Here is a 15,258-nt window from a genome sequence, read left to right as displayed (position 1 = left end):
GCACTGTGCTCAGAACCACTTCATATTTGTATATCGCGAAATACCGATGTACGTTTCGTCCTATCGCGATATACCGCTACAGCACGAGCCTCAACCCATGCCACTCGATCTCGACGAAATCATAAAAGCACTGGCCCACCCGGTCAGGCGAGAAATTCTCAGCTGGCTGAAAGACCCGGCAACGCAGTTTCCCGACCAGTACCACAGCATCGAAAACGGTGTCTGTGCCGGGCAGATCGACCAGCGCTGCGGGCTATCGCAGTCGACCGTGTCTGCCCACCTGGCCACCTTGCAACGGGCGGGTCTGATCAGCAGCCAGAAGGTCGGCCAGTGGCATTTCTTCAAACGCAACGAAGCCACCATCGAGGCGTTCCTCGAACAACTGCGCCAAGCGCTTTGACAAGGCAGGAAACCGTTATGACCACGCTTTTCGATCCGATCCAACTGGGCGATGTGCAACTGCCCAACCGTATCATCATGGCTCCGCTGACCCGCTGCCGCGCCGATGAAGGCCGCGTGCCCAATGCGCTGATGGCCGAATACTACGTGCAGCGTGCCAGCGCCGGCCTGATTCTCAGCGAGGCGACATCGGTCACGCCGATGGGCGTCGGCTACCCCGACACCCCCGGCATCTGGAACGATGAGCAGGTCCGTGGCTGGAACAATGTCACCAAGGCCGTGCATGGCGCTGGCGGGCGCATCTTCCTGCAGCTGTGGCACGTCGGCCGTATCTCTCACCCCAGCTACCTCAACGGTGAGCTGCCGGTAGCACCCAGCGCGATCCAGCCCAAGGGCCACGTCAGCCTGGTGCGCCCGCTGAGCGACTATCCAACCCCGCGCGCACTGGAAACCGAAGAGATCGCCGACATCGTCGAGGCTTACCGCAGCGCTGCCGAGAACGCCAAGGCTGCCGGTTTCGACGGTGTGGAAATCCACGGCGCCAACGGCTACCTGCTCGACCAGTTCCTGCAGAGCAGCACCAACCAGCGCAACGACCGTTACGGCGGCTCGCTGGAAAACCGTGCCCGGCTGCTGCTGGAAGTGACCGATGCGGCCATCGACGTATGGGGCGCAGGTCGCGTCGGCGTGCACCTGGCGCCACGCGCCGATGCCCATGACATGGGTGATGCCGACCGCGCCGAAACCTTCACCTATGTGGCGCGTGAGCTGGGCAAGCGCGGCATTGCCTTCATCTGCTCGCGGGAGAAGGAAGCCGACGACAGCATTGGCCCGCTGATCAAGGAAGCCTTCGGCGGTCCGTACATCGTCAACGAGCGCTTTGACAAAGCCAGTGCCAATGCTGCATTGGCGGCGGGCAAGGCGGATGCGGTGGCGTTTGGCGTGCCGTTCATCGCCAACCCTGACCTGCCGGCGCGGCTGGCGGCGGATGCACCGCTGAACGCGGCACATCCGGAGACCTTCTATGGCAAAGGGCCGGTGGGTTACATCGACTACCCGCGCCTGTAATCAAGATCGCCGGGGCCGCTTTGCGGCCCATCGCGACACAAGGCCGCTCCTGCAAGGGATCGCATATTTCTGTAGGAGCTGCATTGTGTCGCGATAGGAGGGCAAAGCCCCCTGCATGCTCAAGGCCGGGAATTGATCTGCTGCTGCAGGTTCTGGATCTGGCTCTGCAGGGTATTGAGGTTACGCGTGGTCTGCCCACGGAACGCATCAAACTCCTGCACCGTCGCCCCGCCCGACGACGGCGAGCGGTTATCCATCTGGGTCTTGAGCACCAGCACATCCTGTTCCAGGCTTTCTAGCGCAGCTTTCTGGTTGCCCTGCTTCTTCAGCGCAGCCACTTCATCGCTCAGGTTCTTCAGCTGGCCATCGAGCTTGCCACCATCCACCTGCCCCGATTTCAGCGCCGCCAATTCGGCGTTCACCGCCTTCAACTGTGCCTGCAGCTGGGTCTGCAACTCGGTCACCGCCTTCTGCTGCTCACGGGTATCGGCCAGCACCTGCTCCAGGCGCTTGCCCAGGTCACCGGCCTGCCCCGCCACACCTTGCTGCTGCTTGCCCTGCTCGGCCAGGCTGGCCTGCAACTGACGGATCTGCAGCTTCAGCGCTTCGCTGCCCGTGGTACTCGACGACTCGCTGGCAGCGACCTTGCCGCTGATGGCCTGCAAACGCCCGGCGGCTTCTTCGCTGATCCGCGCAAAACTTTCCTGGGTGGCCACCAGTTGTTGCTCCATCAGCGAAATCTGCTGGAAGCTCCACCAGCCCAGCCCCGCCAAGGCGATGAACGACGCCCCCAGCAACGCCCACAGTGCCCCGGTGCTGGCGGGCCTGGCGGCCTTCTGGCGGTTGCGCGAGACGTGCGCGGGCAGCAATTCGTCGTCATCGGGGGTACCTGCCCGCAAGGTAGGTACATCATCGAAATCGTCGTGGGCATCGTTTCGCATAGGTGGTTTCAACCGCGGTGGTAGCAAAGAGACATGAGTATAAACCGCTCACGCGGCGCACTGATGACCATCAACTGCAGTACTGGTTCACTGCCCCAGCGGTTGATGCTTCCACCAGGCGCAGAATTCATCCAGCGCGGTCCACAGGCTGACCTTGGGCTGGTAATCCAGGTATTGGCGGGCGCGGCTGATATCCAGGGTGAAATCACGGCTCATCACCTGCATGCCCAGGCGCGTCAAGGTCGGCTGCGGGCGCCCTGGCCAGAGCAGGCAAGCGGCCTCGTTCAAGGCGGCCAGGCTGTAGGCCAGGCCATAGGAGCGATAACGGGTAACCTGGGGCAACTGCGTCTGGCGCATCACGTAGTTGACCACGTCCCACAACGGCAGCGGCTGGCCGTTGCTGATGTTGTAGGCCTGGCCCAGGGCGCGGTCTTCGGCGAACAACGCACTCAGCAATGCCTCGTTGAGGTTGTGCACGCTGGTGAAGTCGACCTTGTTCAGGCCATTGCCGATGATCGCCACACGGCCCTTGCGCTGCATCTGCATCAAACGCGGGAAGATGCTCGCATCCCCGGCCCCGGTAACGAAGCGTGGGCGCAGCGCCAGCACTTCCAGGCCGAACTCCTGGGCACCAAACACTTTCTGTTCGGCGATATGCTTGGTCTGCGCATAGTGATCGTGGAAGCGTCGCGGCACCTGGTCCTCACGGATACCCAGGCGCGAACGGCCGTTGAAATAGATCGACGGCGACGACAGGTGCACCAGGCGCCGCACATGCTCCTTGAGGCAGCCTTCGACGACATTTTCCGTGACCACCACGTTGCCCTGATAGAAGTCCTGGTAGCGCCCCCAGTTGCCCACGGCGCCCGCGCAATGCACCACCGCCTCGACACCCTGGCAAAGGCGGCGGGCCAGCTCAGGGTCACCCAGGTCGCCGGGGATGAACTGTGCCCCGCGTTTGACCAGGTGCTCCACGCCTTCGGCACGCCGGCCGCTGACCCGTACAGCCAGGCCCTGCTCCAGGGCAAAGCGCGCGAAGCGCCCGCCAATGAAGCCGCTCGCGCCGGTGACCAGAATTTGCATGTATGACTCCGCCTTGATTTCAGATGCAACAGACGCCAGCCGCCGCTACAAGGGCACCAGCCAGTGCTGTGCCGTATGCCGCAGGTGTTCGGTCAGTTGCCCGAGCAGGTGCCCGCCGTTGCGCCAATGATGCCAGTACAACGGCACATCGATGGGGGTATCGCTGCAGATTTCCACCAACTGGCCGTTCGCCAACTGCTCACGGGCCTGCAACTCGGGCACCAGGCCCCAGCCTAGGCCGGCCTCGGTCATGCGCAGAAAACCCTCGGACGACGGGCACAGGTGGTGCAGGAAACCGTCCTGGATCCCCAGCGATGCCAGGTAACGATGCTGCAGGAAATCGTCCGGCCCGTAGACGATGGCCGGCGTGCGGGCCAGGCGCTGAGCCGCGAAGCCTTGGGGGAAATAGCGCGCCATGAACCCTGGGCTGGCCAGCGCGCGATAGCGCATGGCCCCCAGCGGCAGGCTGCGTGCGCCGGCGACTGGCCGCTCGCTGCCACACAGGCAGGCGGCCACTTCACCCGCGCGCATGCGCTTGAGGCCGACTTCCTGGTCTTCCACCACCAAATCCGTGAGCAGCTGATGCTCGGCGCAGAATGCCCCCACCGCACCGGCCCACCAGGTCGCCAGGCTGTCGGCGTTGAGGGCGATGCGCAGGCGCTCGGGCATGCCTTCCGCGTCCAGCGCGGGTACCTGGCGCTGCAGGTCGCGCTCGAGCAGGCGCACCTGCTGCACATGGTTGAGCAACTGGCGGCCGACCTCGGTCGGGCTCGGTGGCGTGGCACGCACCAGCACCGGCTGGCCGACCCGCGCTTCAAGCAGCTTGATGCGCTGCGAAATGGCTGACTGCGACAGCCCCAGCACCTGCGCAGCACGTTCGAAACCGCCTTGCTCGATCACCGCCGCGAGGGCAGCCAGCAGCTTGTAGTCGAACATCGATTTTCCTAATGACGGATCAGCGCTATTTGTTTTTCTTATACAGCGTCGATTGCCACAATGGCCAGCATCTTTTACGGCAGTTCATTCCTGGAGCACGCGCCATGTGGCAAAGCTATCTCAACGGCATGCTGGTGGCCTTCGGCCTGATCATGGCCATCGGTGCACAAAACGCCTTCGTTCTCGCCCAGAGCCTGCGCCGCGAGCACCACTTGCCGGTGGCTGCGCTGTGCATCGTGTGTGACGCCATCCTGGTGGCGGCCGGGGTGTTCGGCCTGGCCACAGTGCTGGCGCACAACCCGACGCTGCTGGCGATCGCCCGCTGGGGCGGCGCGGTGTTCCTCCTCTGGTACGGTGCCAAGGCACTGCGCAGTGCCTTTTCCAAGCAGAGCCTGCAGCATCAGGAAGGCCAAGGCATGCGCTCGCGCCGGGCAGTGTTGCTGAGTGCCCTGGCGGTCACCCTGCTCAACCCGCACGTGTATCTGGACACGGTGTTGCTGATTGGTTCGCTCGGTGCCCAGCAGACTGCTCCTGGGGCCTACGTGGCCGGGGCGGCCAGCGCTTCGCTGCTGTGGTTCTCGACCCTGGCGATCGGAGCGGCCTGGCTGGCACCTTGGCTGGCACGGCCAGCGACCTGGCGGATGCTTGACCTGATGGTGGCGGTGATGATGTTCGCGGTGGCGGCGCAGTTGATCTTCAGCTGACCTGGCGCCTGCCACAAGATCTTCAGCGCCTGTGAGATCGAGCGCCGCCCGCGCGGCGCTTCGCGGGGCAAGCCCGCTCCCACATCTGTTTCGGGCCAGTACCTCCTGCCACCATTGGCGCGCGAGCCCTTGTTTGTACCCTTCGATATCGCGTCGTGCACCAAGGGGGCGCGCGCCAATGGAAACAGGAATAATTGGCCCGAAACAGATGTGGGAGCGGGCTTGCCCCGCGAAGCGCCGCGCGGGCGGCGCTCGATCTCACAGGCAACACAAGCCTCAAGTCAAACACCACCGGTCGGCAACCGCCAACCGCTCTGGAACCTCTATTCCCTATCTTTGTTGCGTGGTTATGCGCAAGGCCCGGTGCTATGATCCAGCCCTTGCGTCGCAAAGAGTACAAACTCGCCGACGTACATCGGGCCGCCCGTGATCGGCCTTGCGCAAACCGCAAACAGACCTGAATCAGGAGATCCACCATGGCTTTTGAATTGCCGCCGCTGCCGTACGCCCACGATGCCCTGCAGCCGCACATCTCCAAGGAAACCCTGGAGTATCACCACGACAAGCACCACAACACCTATGTCGTGAACCTGAACAACCTGGTCCCAGGCACCGAATTCGAAGGCAAGACCCTGGAAGAGATCGTCAAGGCCTCTTCGGGCGGCATCTTCAACAACGCCGCTCAAGTCTGGAACCACACCTTCTACTGGAACTGCCTGTCGCCAAACGGCGGCGGCCAGCCAACTGGCGCCCTGGCTGATGCCATCAACGCCGCTTTCGGTTCCTTCGACAAGTTCAAGGAAGAGTTCACCAAGACTTCGGTTGGCACCTTCGGTTCCGGCTGGGGCTGGCTGGTGAAGAAAGCTGACGGCTCCCTGGCCCTGGCCAGCACCATCGGCGCCGGCTGCCCGCTGACCAGCGGCGACACCCCGCTGCTGACCTGCGACGTCTGGGAACACGCCTACTACATCGACTACCGCAACCTGCGTCCGAAGTACGTCGAGGCATTCTGGAACCTGGTCAACTGGGCCTTCGTTGCCGAACAGTTCGAAGGCAAGACCTTCAAGGCCTGATTCATTCAGCCCTGAACGAAAAGCCCGGCCCAATGCCGGGCTTTTTTGTGCCTGAGCGTTTTTCCCCAAAGTCTTGCTCAGTGCGCATAGCGCGCTAACATCAAACGTCTGGAAGTTTGATGGCGCGCACTCAAGTTGCAGGGTCGGGCAACCGATACACTACCCAAGGTCGGCCGATAGTGTATTGCCAACGTTAATGGCAAAATGATGCCATGCGCATGGATTAAGGAAACCCCATTGAAGCTGGAATTGCGGAACAGCTTATCGGTCAAGTTGCTCAGGGTCGTGCTCCTTTCGGCGCTGGCGGTCGGCGTCGTCCTCAGTTGCGCGCAAATCGTCTACGACACCTACAAGACCCGCCAGGCCGTCAACAACGACGCCCAACGCATTCTCGACATGTTCCGTGACCCCTCGACCCAAGCGGTGTACAGCCTCGACCGGGAAATGGGCATGCAGGTGATGGAAGGCCTGTTCCAGGACGAATCGGTGCGCATGGCCTCGATCGGCCACCCCAACGAAACCATGCTGGCGGAAAAGTCCCGCCCGCTGCAGGACATGTCGATGCGCTGGCTGACCGACCTGATCCTCGGCCAGGAGCGCACCTATACCACCCAGCTGGTCGGCCGCGGCCCGTACAGCGAGTACTACGGCGACCTGAGCATCACCCTCGACACCTCGTCCTACGGCGAAGACTTCCTCATCAATGCGGTGATCATCTTCATTTCCGGGGTGTTGCGCGCCCTGGCCATGGGCCTGGTGCTGTACCTGGTCTACCACTGGCTGCTGACCAAGCCGCTGTCGAAGATTATCGAGCACCTTACCCAGATCAACCCCGACCGCCCCAGCCAGCACCAGATCCCGCTGCTCAAGGGGCATGAGAAGAACGAGCTGGGTATCTGGGTCAATACCGCAAACCAGCTGCTGGCCTCGATCGAGCGCAATACCCACCTGCGCCACGAAGCCGAGAACAGCCTGCAACGCATGGCCCAGTACGATTTCCTCACCGGCCTGCCCAACCGCCAGCAACTGCAGGAGCAGCTCGACAAGATTCTCGCCGACGCCGGCCGCCTGCAGCATCGCGTGGCCGTACTGTGCGTAGGCCTGGACGACTTCAAGGGCATCAACGAACAGTTCAGCTACCAGACCGGCGACCAGCTGCTGCTGGCCCTGGCCGATCGCCTGCGCGCCCACAGTGGGCGCCTGGGTGCCCTGGCACGCCTGGGTGGCGACCAGTTCGCCCTGGTCCAGGCCAATATCGAGCAGCCTTACGAGGCTGCCGAGCTGGCCCAGAGCATCCTCGACGACCTGGAACTGCCGTTCGGCCTCGACCACCAGCAGATCCGCCTGCGCGCCACCATCGGCATCACGCTGTTCCCCGAGGACGGCGACAGCACCGAAAAGCTGTTGCAGAAGGCCGAGCAGACCATGACCCTGGCCAAGGCCCGCTCGCGCAATCGCTACCAGTTCTACATTGCCAGCGTCGACAGCGAAATGCGCCGCCGTCGCGAGCTGGAAAAAGACCTGCGCGAAGCACTGCCGCGCAACCAGCTGTACCTGGTCTACCAACCGCAGATCAGCTACCGCGACCACCGCGTGGTCGGCGTCGAGGCCTTGCTGCGCTGGCAACACCCGGAGCTGGGCATGGTCCCGCCCGACCAGTTCATCCCGCTGGCCGAGCAGAACGGCAGCATCATCAGCATCGGCGAGTGGGTGCTCGACCAGGCCTGTCGGCAATTGCGCGAATGGCATGACATGGGCTTCAGCGAACTGCGCATGGCGGTCAACCTGTCCACCGTGCAGCTGCACCACAACGAGCTGCCGCGGGTGGTCAACAACCTGCTGCAGGCCTACCGCCTGCCGCCGCGCAGCCTGGAGCTGGAAGTGACCGAGACCGGCCTGATGGAAGACATCAGCACCGCCGCCCAGCACCTGCTGAGCCTGCGCCGTTCCGGGGCGATGATTGCCATCGACGACTTCGGCACCGGGTATTCGTCGCTCAGCTACCTGAAGTCGCTGCCGCTGGACAAGATCAAGATCGACAAGAGCTTCGTCCAGGACCTGCTCGACGACGATGACGACGCCACCATCGTTCGCGCCATCATCCAGCTGGGCAAGAGCTTGGGCATGCAGGTGATCGCCGAAGGCGTGGAAACCGCCGAGCAGGAAACCTACATCATCGCCCAGGGTTGCCATGAGGGTCAGGGCTACCACTACAGCAAGCCACTGTCGGCTCGCGAGCTGACCAGTTTCCTCAAGCAGGCACAGCGCAACCAGGTCTCCGCGCTGTAACACTTGCCCCTCCGATTACAGGCCGTGACGCGCATTTACATGAATTGCGCGCCCGCCCCTTTACAGCAAATGCAAATCTTTCGCATGATGTTGCCGTTTCGCGCGCCACGGCGCACGGCCCAACCCCATGGTCCAACCACACGACGCAGGAAACCAATAATGATTCGAATGCCTCTGGCCTCCGCCAGTCTGCTGGCCATCGCCATCGCTCTCGCCGGTTGCGGAGAAGGCAAGGATGACAAGGCCGCCGCCCCGCAAGCTCAGGCACCTGCTGCTGCCAGCACCACCGCTGCTGCGCCCGGGGCTGTCGACGAAGCGGCTGGCAAAGCCGTGGTCAAGCATTACACCGAAATGGTCTACGCCGTTTACAGCGACGCGCTGAGCACCGCAAAAACCCTGCAGACCGCCGTCGACGCGTTCCTCGCCAAGCCCAACGACGAAACCCTGAAGGCCGCCAAAGAGGCCTGGGCCGCCGCGCGCGTTCCGTACCTGCAGAGCGAGGTGTTCCGCTTCGGCAACACCATCATCGACGACTGGGAAGGCCAGGTGAACTCCTGGCCGCTGGATGAAGGCCTGATCGACTACGTCGACAAGAGCTACGAGCATGCCCTGGGCAACCCGGCGGCCAACGCCAACATCATCGCCAACACCGAGATCCAGGTCGGCGAAGAGAAGGTCGACGTCAAGGACATCACCCCTGAGAAGCTGGCCAGCCTGAACGAACTGGCAGGTTCCGAAGCCAACGTCGCCACCGGCTACCACGCCATCGAGTTCCTGCTCTGGGGCCAGGACCTCAACGGCACCGGCCCAGGTGCAGGCGCCCGCCCGGCGTCCGACTACCTGGAAGGCAAAGGCGCCACCGGCGGCCACAACGACCGTCGTCGTGCCTACCTGAAGGCGGTCACCGAGCTGCTGGTCAAGGACCTCGAAGAGATGGTCGGCAACTGGGAGCCGAACGTCGCCGACAACTACCGTGCCACCCTGGAAGCTGAGCCAGTGGCCGACGGCCTGCGCAAGATGCTGTTCGGCATGGGCAGCCTGTCGCTGGGTGAACTGGCCGGTGAGCGCATGAAGGTCTCGCTGGAAGCCAACTCGCCAGAAGACGAACAGGACTGCTTCAGCGACAACACCCACTACTCGCACTTCTACGACGCCAAGGGCATCCGCAACGTCTACCTTGGCGAGTACACCCGTATCGACGGCACCAAGCTGACCGGCCCGAGCCTGTCCTCGTTGGTGGCCAAGGCCGACCCGGCGGCGGACGCCACTCTCAAGGCCGACCTCGAAGCCACCGAAGCGAAGATCCAGGTTATTGTCGATCACGCGCTCAAAGGCGAGCACTACGACCAGCTGATCGCTGCCGACAATGCTGCCGGCAACCAGATCGTGCGCGATGCCATCGCCTCGCTGGTCAAGCAGACCGGTTCGATCGAGCAGGCTGCAGGCAAGCTGGGTATTGCCAACCTGAACCCGGACACCGCCGATCACGAATTCTGATCAGCCGTTTCGGTTCACAAAGAGGCGACCTTCGGGTCGCCTTTTTTCTGTGCCGGCCTCTTCGCGGCTAAAGCCGCTCCGACAGGGACTGCACTGCACCTGAGGACTGTGGTGTCCCTGTGGGAGCGGGTTTACCCGCGAAGGGGCCGGTACAGGTTCATGAAAATGCTGGAATTTCACATCCTTTTCACCCGGGTAATTGCAAATTGCTCTTATTCAAACAACGCCGTCCTGCTAAGCTTGCACGCCGGTTTTTCGCTCACGCCCAGGATTTTGCATGTCCTCGTCGCTGTCCCGACTCTCCCCCCTGCTGCTGGCCCTCACCCTTGCCGCCTGTGACGACGCCCCGCGTTTCACCCAGGCCGAGCCCGGCGAAGCGCTGTCTGGCGGCCAGGCAACGGTTCAGCGCAACGACCGCAAGGCGTTTTCCCTGCCCTCGGCCAACCTCTCGGCCGAGCGGCGCCTGGACTTCGCCGTGGGTAACAGTTTCTTCCGCAGCCCATGGGTGATCGCCCCGTCCACTACCACCGCGCGTGACGGCCTGGGCCCGTTGTTCAACACCACGGCCTGCCAGAACTGCCACGTGCGTGACGGCCGCGGCCACCCGCCGGAGCCCGGCGACAGCAATGCCGTGGGCATGCTGGTGCGCCTGTCGATCCCCGACCAGCCTTACCTGGCCAAGGTGATCGAGCGCCTCGGCGTGGTCCCCGAGCCCGTCTACGGCACCCAGTTGCAGGACATGGCCATCCCCGGCGTGGCACCAGAGGGCAAGGTGCGGGTGAGCTACACCACCCAGACCGTCACCTTCAAGGACGGCCACCCGGTCGAGCTGCGCCGCCCGACCCTGCAGATCACCCAACTCGGCTACGGCCCGATGCACCCCGACACACGCTTCTCGGCCCGTGTGGCCCCGCCAATGATCGGCCTGGGCCTGCTCGAAGCCATCCCCGAGGCCGACATCCTGGCCAACGAAGACCCGGACGACCGCAACCACGATGGCATCCGCGGCCGCGCCAACCGGGTCTGGGACGAAGCCCAGGGCAAGACCGTGATCGGCCGCTTCGGCTGGAAGGCCGGGCAGCCCAACGTCAATCAGCAGAACGTGCACGCCTTCAACGGCGACATGGGCCTGACCAGCACCTTGCAAGCGAAGGACGACTGCACACCGGCCCAGGTCGCCTGCCTGGCCGCGCCCAATGGCAACGGCGAAGGCGACGAGAAGGAAGTCAGCGACAACATCCTGCGCCTGGTCACCTTCTACACCCGCAACCTCGGTGTGCCTGCCCGTCGTGACGTCGGCGCGCCGCAAGTGCTGGCCGGCAAGAACCTGTTCTTCCAGGCCGGTTGCCAGGCCTGCCATATCCCGCAGTTCACCACCGCCGCCAACACCGCCGAAGCGGAGTTGGCCAACCAGGTGATCCGCCCCTACAGCGACCTGCTGCTGCACGACATGGGCCCAGGCCTGGCCGACGAGCGCACCGAATTCGCTGCCAACGGCCAAGACTGGCGTACCCCACCTTTGTGGGGCATCGGCCTGACCGAAGCCGTCAGCGGCCACACCCAGTACCTGCATGACGGCCGCGCCCGCAACCTGCTTGAAGCCGTGCTCTGGCATGGCGGCGAAGCCCAGCCGGCGCGCGACCATGTATTGACCTTCAATGCCGAGCAGCGCGCCGCGTTGCTGGCCTTCCTGAACTCACTTTAAAACGCGCAAGGAGCCGGGCATGTTCCGACCCAAACTGTTGTTCACCAGCCTCGCCGCACTCGCCCTGGGTGCCTGCTCGCCGCAGGACCCGCAGGCAGTGACTTCCGCTGCCATCGCCAAGCAGGTGATCCTGCCGACCTATAGCCGCTGGGTCGAAGCCGACCGCCAGCTGGCCGCCAGCGCCCTGGCCTACTGTGAAGGCAAGGAAAGCCTGGACACCGCACGCGCCGATTTCCTCAATGCGCAGAAGGCCTGGGCCGAACTGCAACCACTGCTGGTCGGACCGCTGGCCGAAGGCAACCGCGCCTGGCAAGTACAGTTCTGGCCCGACAAGAAGAACCTGGTCGGCCGCCAGGTCGAGCAACTGGTCAACGGAGACAAGCCGGTCGATGCCGCCGCCCTGGGCAAGGCCAGCGTCGTGGTTCGCGGCCTGTCGGCTTACGAGTACATCCTCTTCGACAGCAAGCCGGACATCGCCACTGCCGAGCAGAAGGCCCGCTACTGCCCGCTGCTGGTGGCCATCGCCGATCACCAGAAGGGCCTGGCCGAGGATATCCTCAAGACCTGGAACAGCACCGACGGCATGCTGTCGCAGATGACCAAGTTCCCCAACCAGCGCTACGCCGACTCCCACGAGGCGATCGCCGACCTGCTGCGCTCCCAGGTCACCGCCCTGGATACCTTGAAGAAGAAGCTGGGTGCGCCGATGGGCCGCCAGACCAAGGGCATTCCTCAGCCGCTGCAGGCCGAGGCCTGGCGTAGCCACTCCTCGCTGAAGAGCCTGGAAGCCACCCTCAAGGCCGCCCAGGCAGTGTGGGTCGGGGTCGACAATCAGGGCCTGCGCAGCCTGCTGCCCAGCGATCAGAAAGCCCTGGCGCAGAAGATCGACGACGCTTACGCTACGGCGCTCAAAGTGCTGGCCGACAACCAGAAGACCCTCGGCGAGCTGCTGGCCGACGACGCCGGGCAGCAGACCCTCAACCAGATCTACGATGCCCTCAACGCCGTCCACCGCCTGCATGAAGGCGACCTGGCCAAGGCGCTGAACATCCAGCTGGGCTTCAATGCCAACGACGGTGACTGATCATGCTGCGACGCCAGGCCCTCAAACTCGGTAGCGTATTGCTCAGCGCCCTGACCCTGGGCGGTTGGAGCCTGCTGCGCAACAAAGGCAGCGAGCCCTTGCTGCTGTCGGCGCGTGACGATGGCGACGGCAGGCATTATGCGGTCGGGTTCCGCCTGGACGGCACCCAGGTGTTCAGCACCCAGGTCGCCCAGCGTTGCCATGCCATCATCAACCACCCCGAGCTGCCGATCGCCCTGTTCGTCGCCCGTCGCCCCGGCACCGAAAGCTACCTGGTCGACCTGCGCGACGGTCGCCTGCTGCAGACCGTCACCTCGCAACCGAACCGGCACTTCTATGGCCATGCGGTGATCCACAAGGGTGGCGAATGGCTGTATGCCACCGAGAACGACACCACCGACCCAGGCCGTGGCGTGCTCGGCGTCTACCGCTTCGAGGGTGAACGCCTGGTGCACACCGGCGAGATCCCGACCCATGGCATCGGCCCCCATGAAGTGGCCTGGCTGCCGGACGGCGAGACCCTGGTCGTGGCCAACGGCGGTATCCGCACCGAGGCCGAAAGCCGGGTCGAGATGAACCTCGACGCCATGCAGCCGAGCCTGGTACTGATGCAGCGCGACGGCACCCTGCTGAGCAAGGAAACCCTGGCCCAGCAGATGAACAGCGTGCGCCACCTGGCGGTGGGCGACGATGGCACCATCGCCGCCTGCCAGCAGTTCATGGGGGCTGCCGACGAGACCGCCGAGCTGCTGGCGATCAAACGCCCGGGTGAGCCGTTCAAGGCCTTCCCGGTAGCCGAACGCCAGCTGCAATCGATGGCCCAGTACACCGCCAGCGTCGCCATCCACAGCGACCTGCGCCTGGTGGCGCTGACCGCGCCGCGGGCCAACCGCCTGTTTGTCTGGGACCTGGACAGCGGCGCGGTGAAGCTCGACGCACCGATGCCCGATTGCGCCGGAGTCGGCGCGGTCAAGGATGGTTTTGTCGTCACCTCCGGGCAGGGCCGTTGCCGCTTCTACGACTGCCGCAAGGCCGAACTGATCGGGCAACCGATGGACCTGCCGTCCGGGTTCTGGGACAACCACCTGCACCTGGTTTGATTTCTGCTGGGCTGTACTGGCCTCTTCGCGGCTAAAGCCGCTCCTACAGGGACCGCGCAAACTCGTTGACTGCGCGGTCCCTGTAGGAGCGGCTTTAGCCGCGATCGGACCGGCACAGGCAATCCCCTCCCCCTTCTGCAATACTTCCCTGATCCGCACGTGGGCAGGATCGCCCGTTGTCGTGTCAAAACGAATAACAACCACGCATCCAAGGAACCGGACTTATGCTACGCCGCCGCATGCTCATCATGTTGGCCGTCGTCCTGCTGATCGTGCTGGCCCTGGGGGGATACAAAGGCTTCTCGATCTACAAACAGATCCAGATGTTCTCCGCCCCCCGGCCGCCCATCACCGTTGCCGCCGCCCCGGCCGAACAGCGCCAGTGGCAGGAGCGCCTGCCGGCCGTAGGCAGCCTGAAGGCATTGCAGGGCGTCGAGCTGAGCCTTGAAGTCGAAGGCATCGTCAAGGCCCTGTACTTCGACTCCGGGCAGAAGGTCAAAGCCGGGCAACCGCTGCTGCAACTCAACGACGACCAGGAAACCGCCCTGCTCGGCACCGCCCAGGCCGACCTGGGGCTGGCCAAGGTCGACTTCGGCCGCGGCAGCCAGCTGGTCGGCGATGCCGCCATTTCCCGCGGCGAGTTCGATCGCCTGTCCTCCCAGTACCGGCGCAATCAGGCAGTGGTCGAGCAGCTCAAGGCGCAGAAGATCAAGAAAAGCATCAACGCGCCGTTCAATGGCACCATCGGCATTCGCCAGGTGGATATCGGCCAGTACCTGGCCGCCGGCACAGTGATCGCCACCCTGCAGGACCTGTCCAGCCTGTACGTCGACTTCAACGTACCGGAACAGGCGTTGCCGCACCTGAGTCTGGGCCAGCAGGTGCTGGTGCAGGTGGCGGCGTATCCGGGGCAGACGTTCCCGGCCAGCCTCAGCGCGATCAACCCCAAGGTCGATGAGAACACCCGCAACCTGCTGGTGCGCGCGACCCTGGCCAACCCGGACGACAAGCTGCTGCCCGGCATGTTCGCCAACCTGCTGATCCTGCTGCCCGACCCGCAGCCCCAGGTGGTCGTCCCGGAAAGCGCCATCACCTACACCCTTTACGGCAACTCGGTGTACGTCGCCACACCGAAGAAGGACAAGGACGGCAACCCGGAAACCGACGACAACGGCCAGCCCCGGCTCAGCGCCGAACAACGCACCGTACAGACCGGCGAGCGCCGCGATGGCGTGGTGGTGGTCAGCAAGGGCCTCAAGGCCGGCGAACAGGTGGTCACCGCCGGGCAGCTCAAGCTGACCCCGGGTGCGGCTATCCGCATTGGCCAGGACAGCGCGCTAAAGCCCGAACAGGGCACACCGCGCACCGACTGAGCAGGA

Annotated in this window: 13 protein-coding genes; 10 read left to right on the top strand and 3 right to left on the bottom strand. The window is 64.1% G+C overall.

Going from position 1 to position 15,258, the window contains the following annotated elements; all coding sequences use genetic code 11:
• Window positions 1-97 precede the first annotated feature (97 nt).
• Window positions 98-400, top strand: coding sequence for a helix-turn-helix transcriptional regulator (locus tag ACIPZ5_RS17355; protein ID WP_261941433.1), 303 nt, complete (start codon window positions 98-100; stop codon window positions 398-400).
• A 17-nt stretch (window positions 401-417) separates the two neighbouring features.
• Entirely contained in the window at window positions 418-1,467 is a 1,050-nt protein-coding gene (locus ACIPZ5_RS17350) for an alkene reductase (protein WP_400809801.1), read from the top strand.
• A 119-nt stretch (window positions 1,468-1,586) separates the two neighbouring features.
• On the opposite strand, the gene ACIPZ5_RS17345 is transcribed toward ACIPZ5_RS17350, so the two are convergent.
• The 3 genes from ACIPZ5_RS17345 to ACIPZ5_RS17335 all read right to left on the bottom strand — a co-directional run bounded on the left by ACIPZ5_RS17345 (window position 1,587) and on the right by ACIPZ5_RS17335 (window position 4,427).
• Window positions 1,587-2,408 (bottom strand): ATPase, encoded by an 822-nt coding sequence (locus ACIPZ5_RS17345; protein ID WP_261941435.1) that lies wholly within the window; start codon window positions 2,406-2,408, stop codon window positions 1,587-1,589.
• Window positions 2,409-2,495: 87 nt separating this feature from the next.
• Complete coding sequence (locus tag ACIPZ5_RS17340; protein ID WP_400809799.1) at window positions 2,496-3,491, bottom strand: NAD-dependent epimerase/dehydratase family protein; 996 nt, start codon at window positions 3,489-3,491, stop codon at window positions 2,496-2,498.
• A 45-nt stretch (window positions 3,492-3,536) separates the two neighbouring features.
• Window positions 3,537-4,427 (bottom strand): LysR family transcriptional regulator ArgP, encoded by an 891-nt coding sequence (locus tag ACIPZ5_RS17335; RefSeq protein ID WP_343598733.1) that lies wholly within the window; start codon window positions 4,425-4,427, stop codon window positions 3,537-3,539.
• Between the two features lie 104 nt (window positions 4,428-4,531).
• On the opposite strand from ACIPZ5_RS17335, the gene ACIPZ5_RS17330 reads away from it, so the two are divergent.
• The 8 genes from ACIPZ5_RS17330 to ACIPZ5_RS17295 all read left to right on the top strand — a co-directional run bounded on the left by ACIPZ5_RS17330 (window position 4,532) and on the right by ACIPZ5_RS17295 (window position 15,252).
• Window positions 4,532-5,131, top strand: a complete 600-nt coding sequence (locus ACIPZ5_RS17330) for a LysE/ArgO family amino acid transporter (protein WP_313713708.1) — start codon at window positions 4,532-4,534, stop codon at window positions 5,129-5,131.
• A gap of 476 nt (window positions 5,132-5,607) precedes the next feature.
• Window positions 5,608-6,204 carry a superoxide dismutase gene (locus ACIPZ5_RS17325; protein WP_060508514.1) on the top strand — a complete coding sequence of 199 codons (597 nt, stop codon included), beginning with the start codon at window positions 5,608-5,610 and terminating at the stop codon, window positions 6,202-6,204.
• Window positions 6,205-6,441: 237 nt separating this feature from the next.
• Window positions 6,442-8,493 (top strand): EAL domain-containing protein, encoded by a 2,052-nt coding sequence (locus tag ACIPZ5_RS17320; protein WP_343598734.1) that lies wholly within the window; start codon window positions 6,442-6,444, stop codon window positions 8,491-8,493.
• Window positions 8,494-8,652: 159 nt separating this feature from the next.
• Window positions 8,653-9,990 carry an imelysin family protein gene (locus ACIPZ5_RS17315; RefSeq protein WP_400809797.1) on the top strand — a complete coding sequence of 446 codons (1,338 nt, stop codon included), beginning with the start codon at window positions 8,653-8,655 and terminating at the stop codon, window positions 9,988-9,990.
• A 277-nt stretch (window positions 9,991-10,267) separates the two neighbouring features.
• On the top strand, window positions 10,268-11,695 hold the full coding sequence (locus ACIPZ5_RS17310) for a di-heme oxidoredictase family protein (protein WP_400809795.1): 1,428 nt from the start codon (window positions 10,268-10,270) through the stop codon (window positions 11,693-11,695).
• A gap of 19 nt (window positions 11,696-11,714) precedes the next feature.
• Window positions 11,715-12,779 (top strand): imelysin family protein, encoded by a 1,065-nt coding sequence (locus tag ACIPZ5_RS17305; protein ID WP_261941442.1) that lies wholly within the window; start codon window positions 11,715-11,717, stop codon window positions 12,777-12,779.
• Between the two features lie 2 nt (window positions 12,780-12,781).
• Entirely contained in the window at window positions 12,782-13,879 is a 1,098-nt protein-coding gene (locus tag ACIPZ5_RS17300; RefSeq protein WP_400809793.1) for a DUF1513 domain-containing protein, read from the top strand.
• 224 nt (window positions 13,880-14,103) lie between these two features.
• Window positions 14,104-15,252 (top strand): efflux RND transporter periplasmic adaptor subunit, encoded by a 1,149-nt coding sequence (locus tag ACIPZ5_RS17295; protein WP_400809791.1) that lies wholly within the window; start codon window positions 14,104-14,106, stop codon window positions 15,250-15,252.
• Window positions 15,253-15,258: the final 6 nt, after the last annotated feature.

The sequence above is a fragment of the Pseudomonas sp. NPDC089428 genome (assembly GCF_044749325.1).
GTDB lineage: Bacteria > Pseudomonadota > Gammaproteobacteria > Pseudomonadales > Pseudomonadaceae > Aquipseudomonas.
The sequence above is the reverse complement of the archived record's forward strand: the minus strand, read 5'-3'. Positions and strand labels throughout refer to the sequence as shown.

What these genes read in the sequence shown, in the direction of transcription:
- ACIPZ5_RS17315 (WP_400809797.1), top strand. Translation starts at nt 8,653, where the DNA reads ATGATTCGAATGCCTCTGGCCTCCGCCAGTCTGCTGGCCATCGCCATC.
- ACIPZ5_RS17350 (WP_400809801.1), top strand. Translation starts at nt 418, where the DNA reads ATGACCACGCTTTTCGATCCGATCCAACTGGGCGATGTGCAACTGCCC.
- ACIPZ5_RS17355 (WP_261941433.1), top strand. Translation starts at nt 98, where the DNA reads ATGCCACTCGATCTCGACGAAATCATAAAAGCACTGGCCCACCCGGTC.
- ACIPZ5_RS17305 (WP_261941442.1), top strand. Translation starts at nt 11,715, where the DNA reads ATGTTCCGACCCAAACTGTTGTTCACCAGCCTCGCCGCACTCGCCCTG.
- ACIPZ5_RS17335 (WP_343598733.1), bottom strand. Translation starts at nt 4,427, where the DNA reads ATGTTCGACTACAAGCTGCTGGCTGCCCTCGCGGCGGTGATCGAGCAA.
- ACIPZ5_RS17295 (WP_400809791.1), top strand. Translation starts at nt 14,104, where the DNA reads ATGCTACGCCGCCGCATGCTCATCATGTTGGCCGTCGTCCTGCTGATC.
- ACIPZ5_RS17345 (WP_261941435.1), bottom strand. Translation starts at nt 2,408, where the DNA reads ATGCGAAACGATGCCCACGACGATTTCGATGATGTACCTACCTTGCGG.
- ACIPZ5_RS17325 (WP_060508514.1), top strand. Translation starts at nt 5,608, where the DNA reads ATGGCTTTTGAATTGCCGCCGCTGCCGTACGCCCACGATGCCCTGCAG.
- ACIPZ5_RS17330 (WP_313713708.1), top strand. Translation starts at nt 4,532, where the DNA reads ATGTGGCAAAGCTATCTCAACGGCATGCTGGTGGCCTTCGGCCTGATC.
- ACIPZ5_RS17310 (WP_400809795.1), top strand. Translation starts at nt 10,268, where the DNA reads ATGTCCTCGTCGCTGTCCCGACTCTCCCCCCTGCTGCTGGCCCTCACC.
- ACIPZ5_RS17340 (WP_400809799.1), bottom strand. Translation starts at nt 3,491, where the DNA reads ATGCAAATTCTGGTCACCGGCGCGAGCGGCTTCATTGGCGGGCGCTTC.
- ACIPZ5_RS17300 (WP_400809793.1), top strand. Translation starts at nt 12,782, where the DNA reads ATGCTGCGACGCCAGGCCCTCAAACTCGGTAGCGTATTGCTCAGCGCC.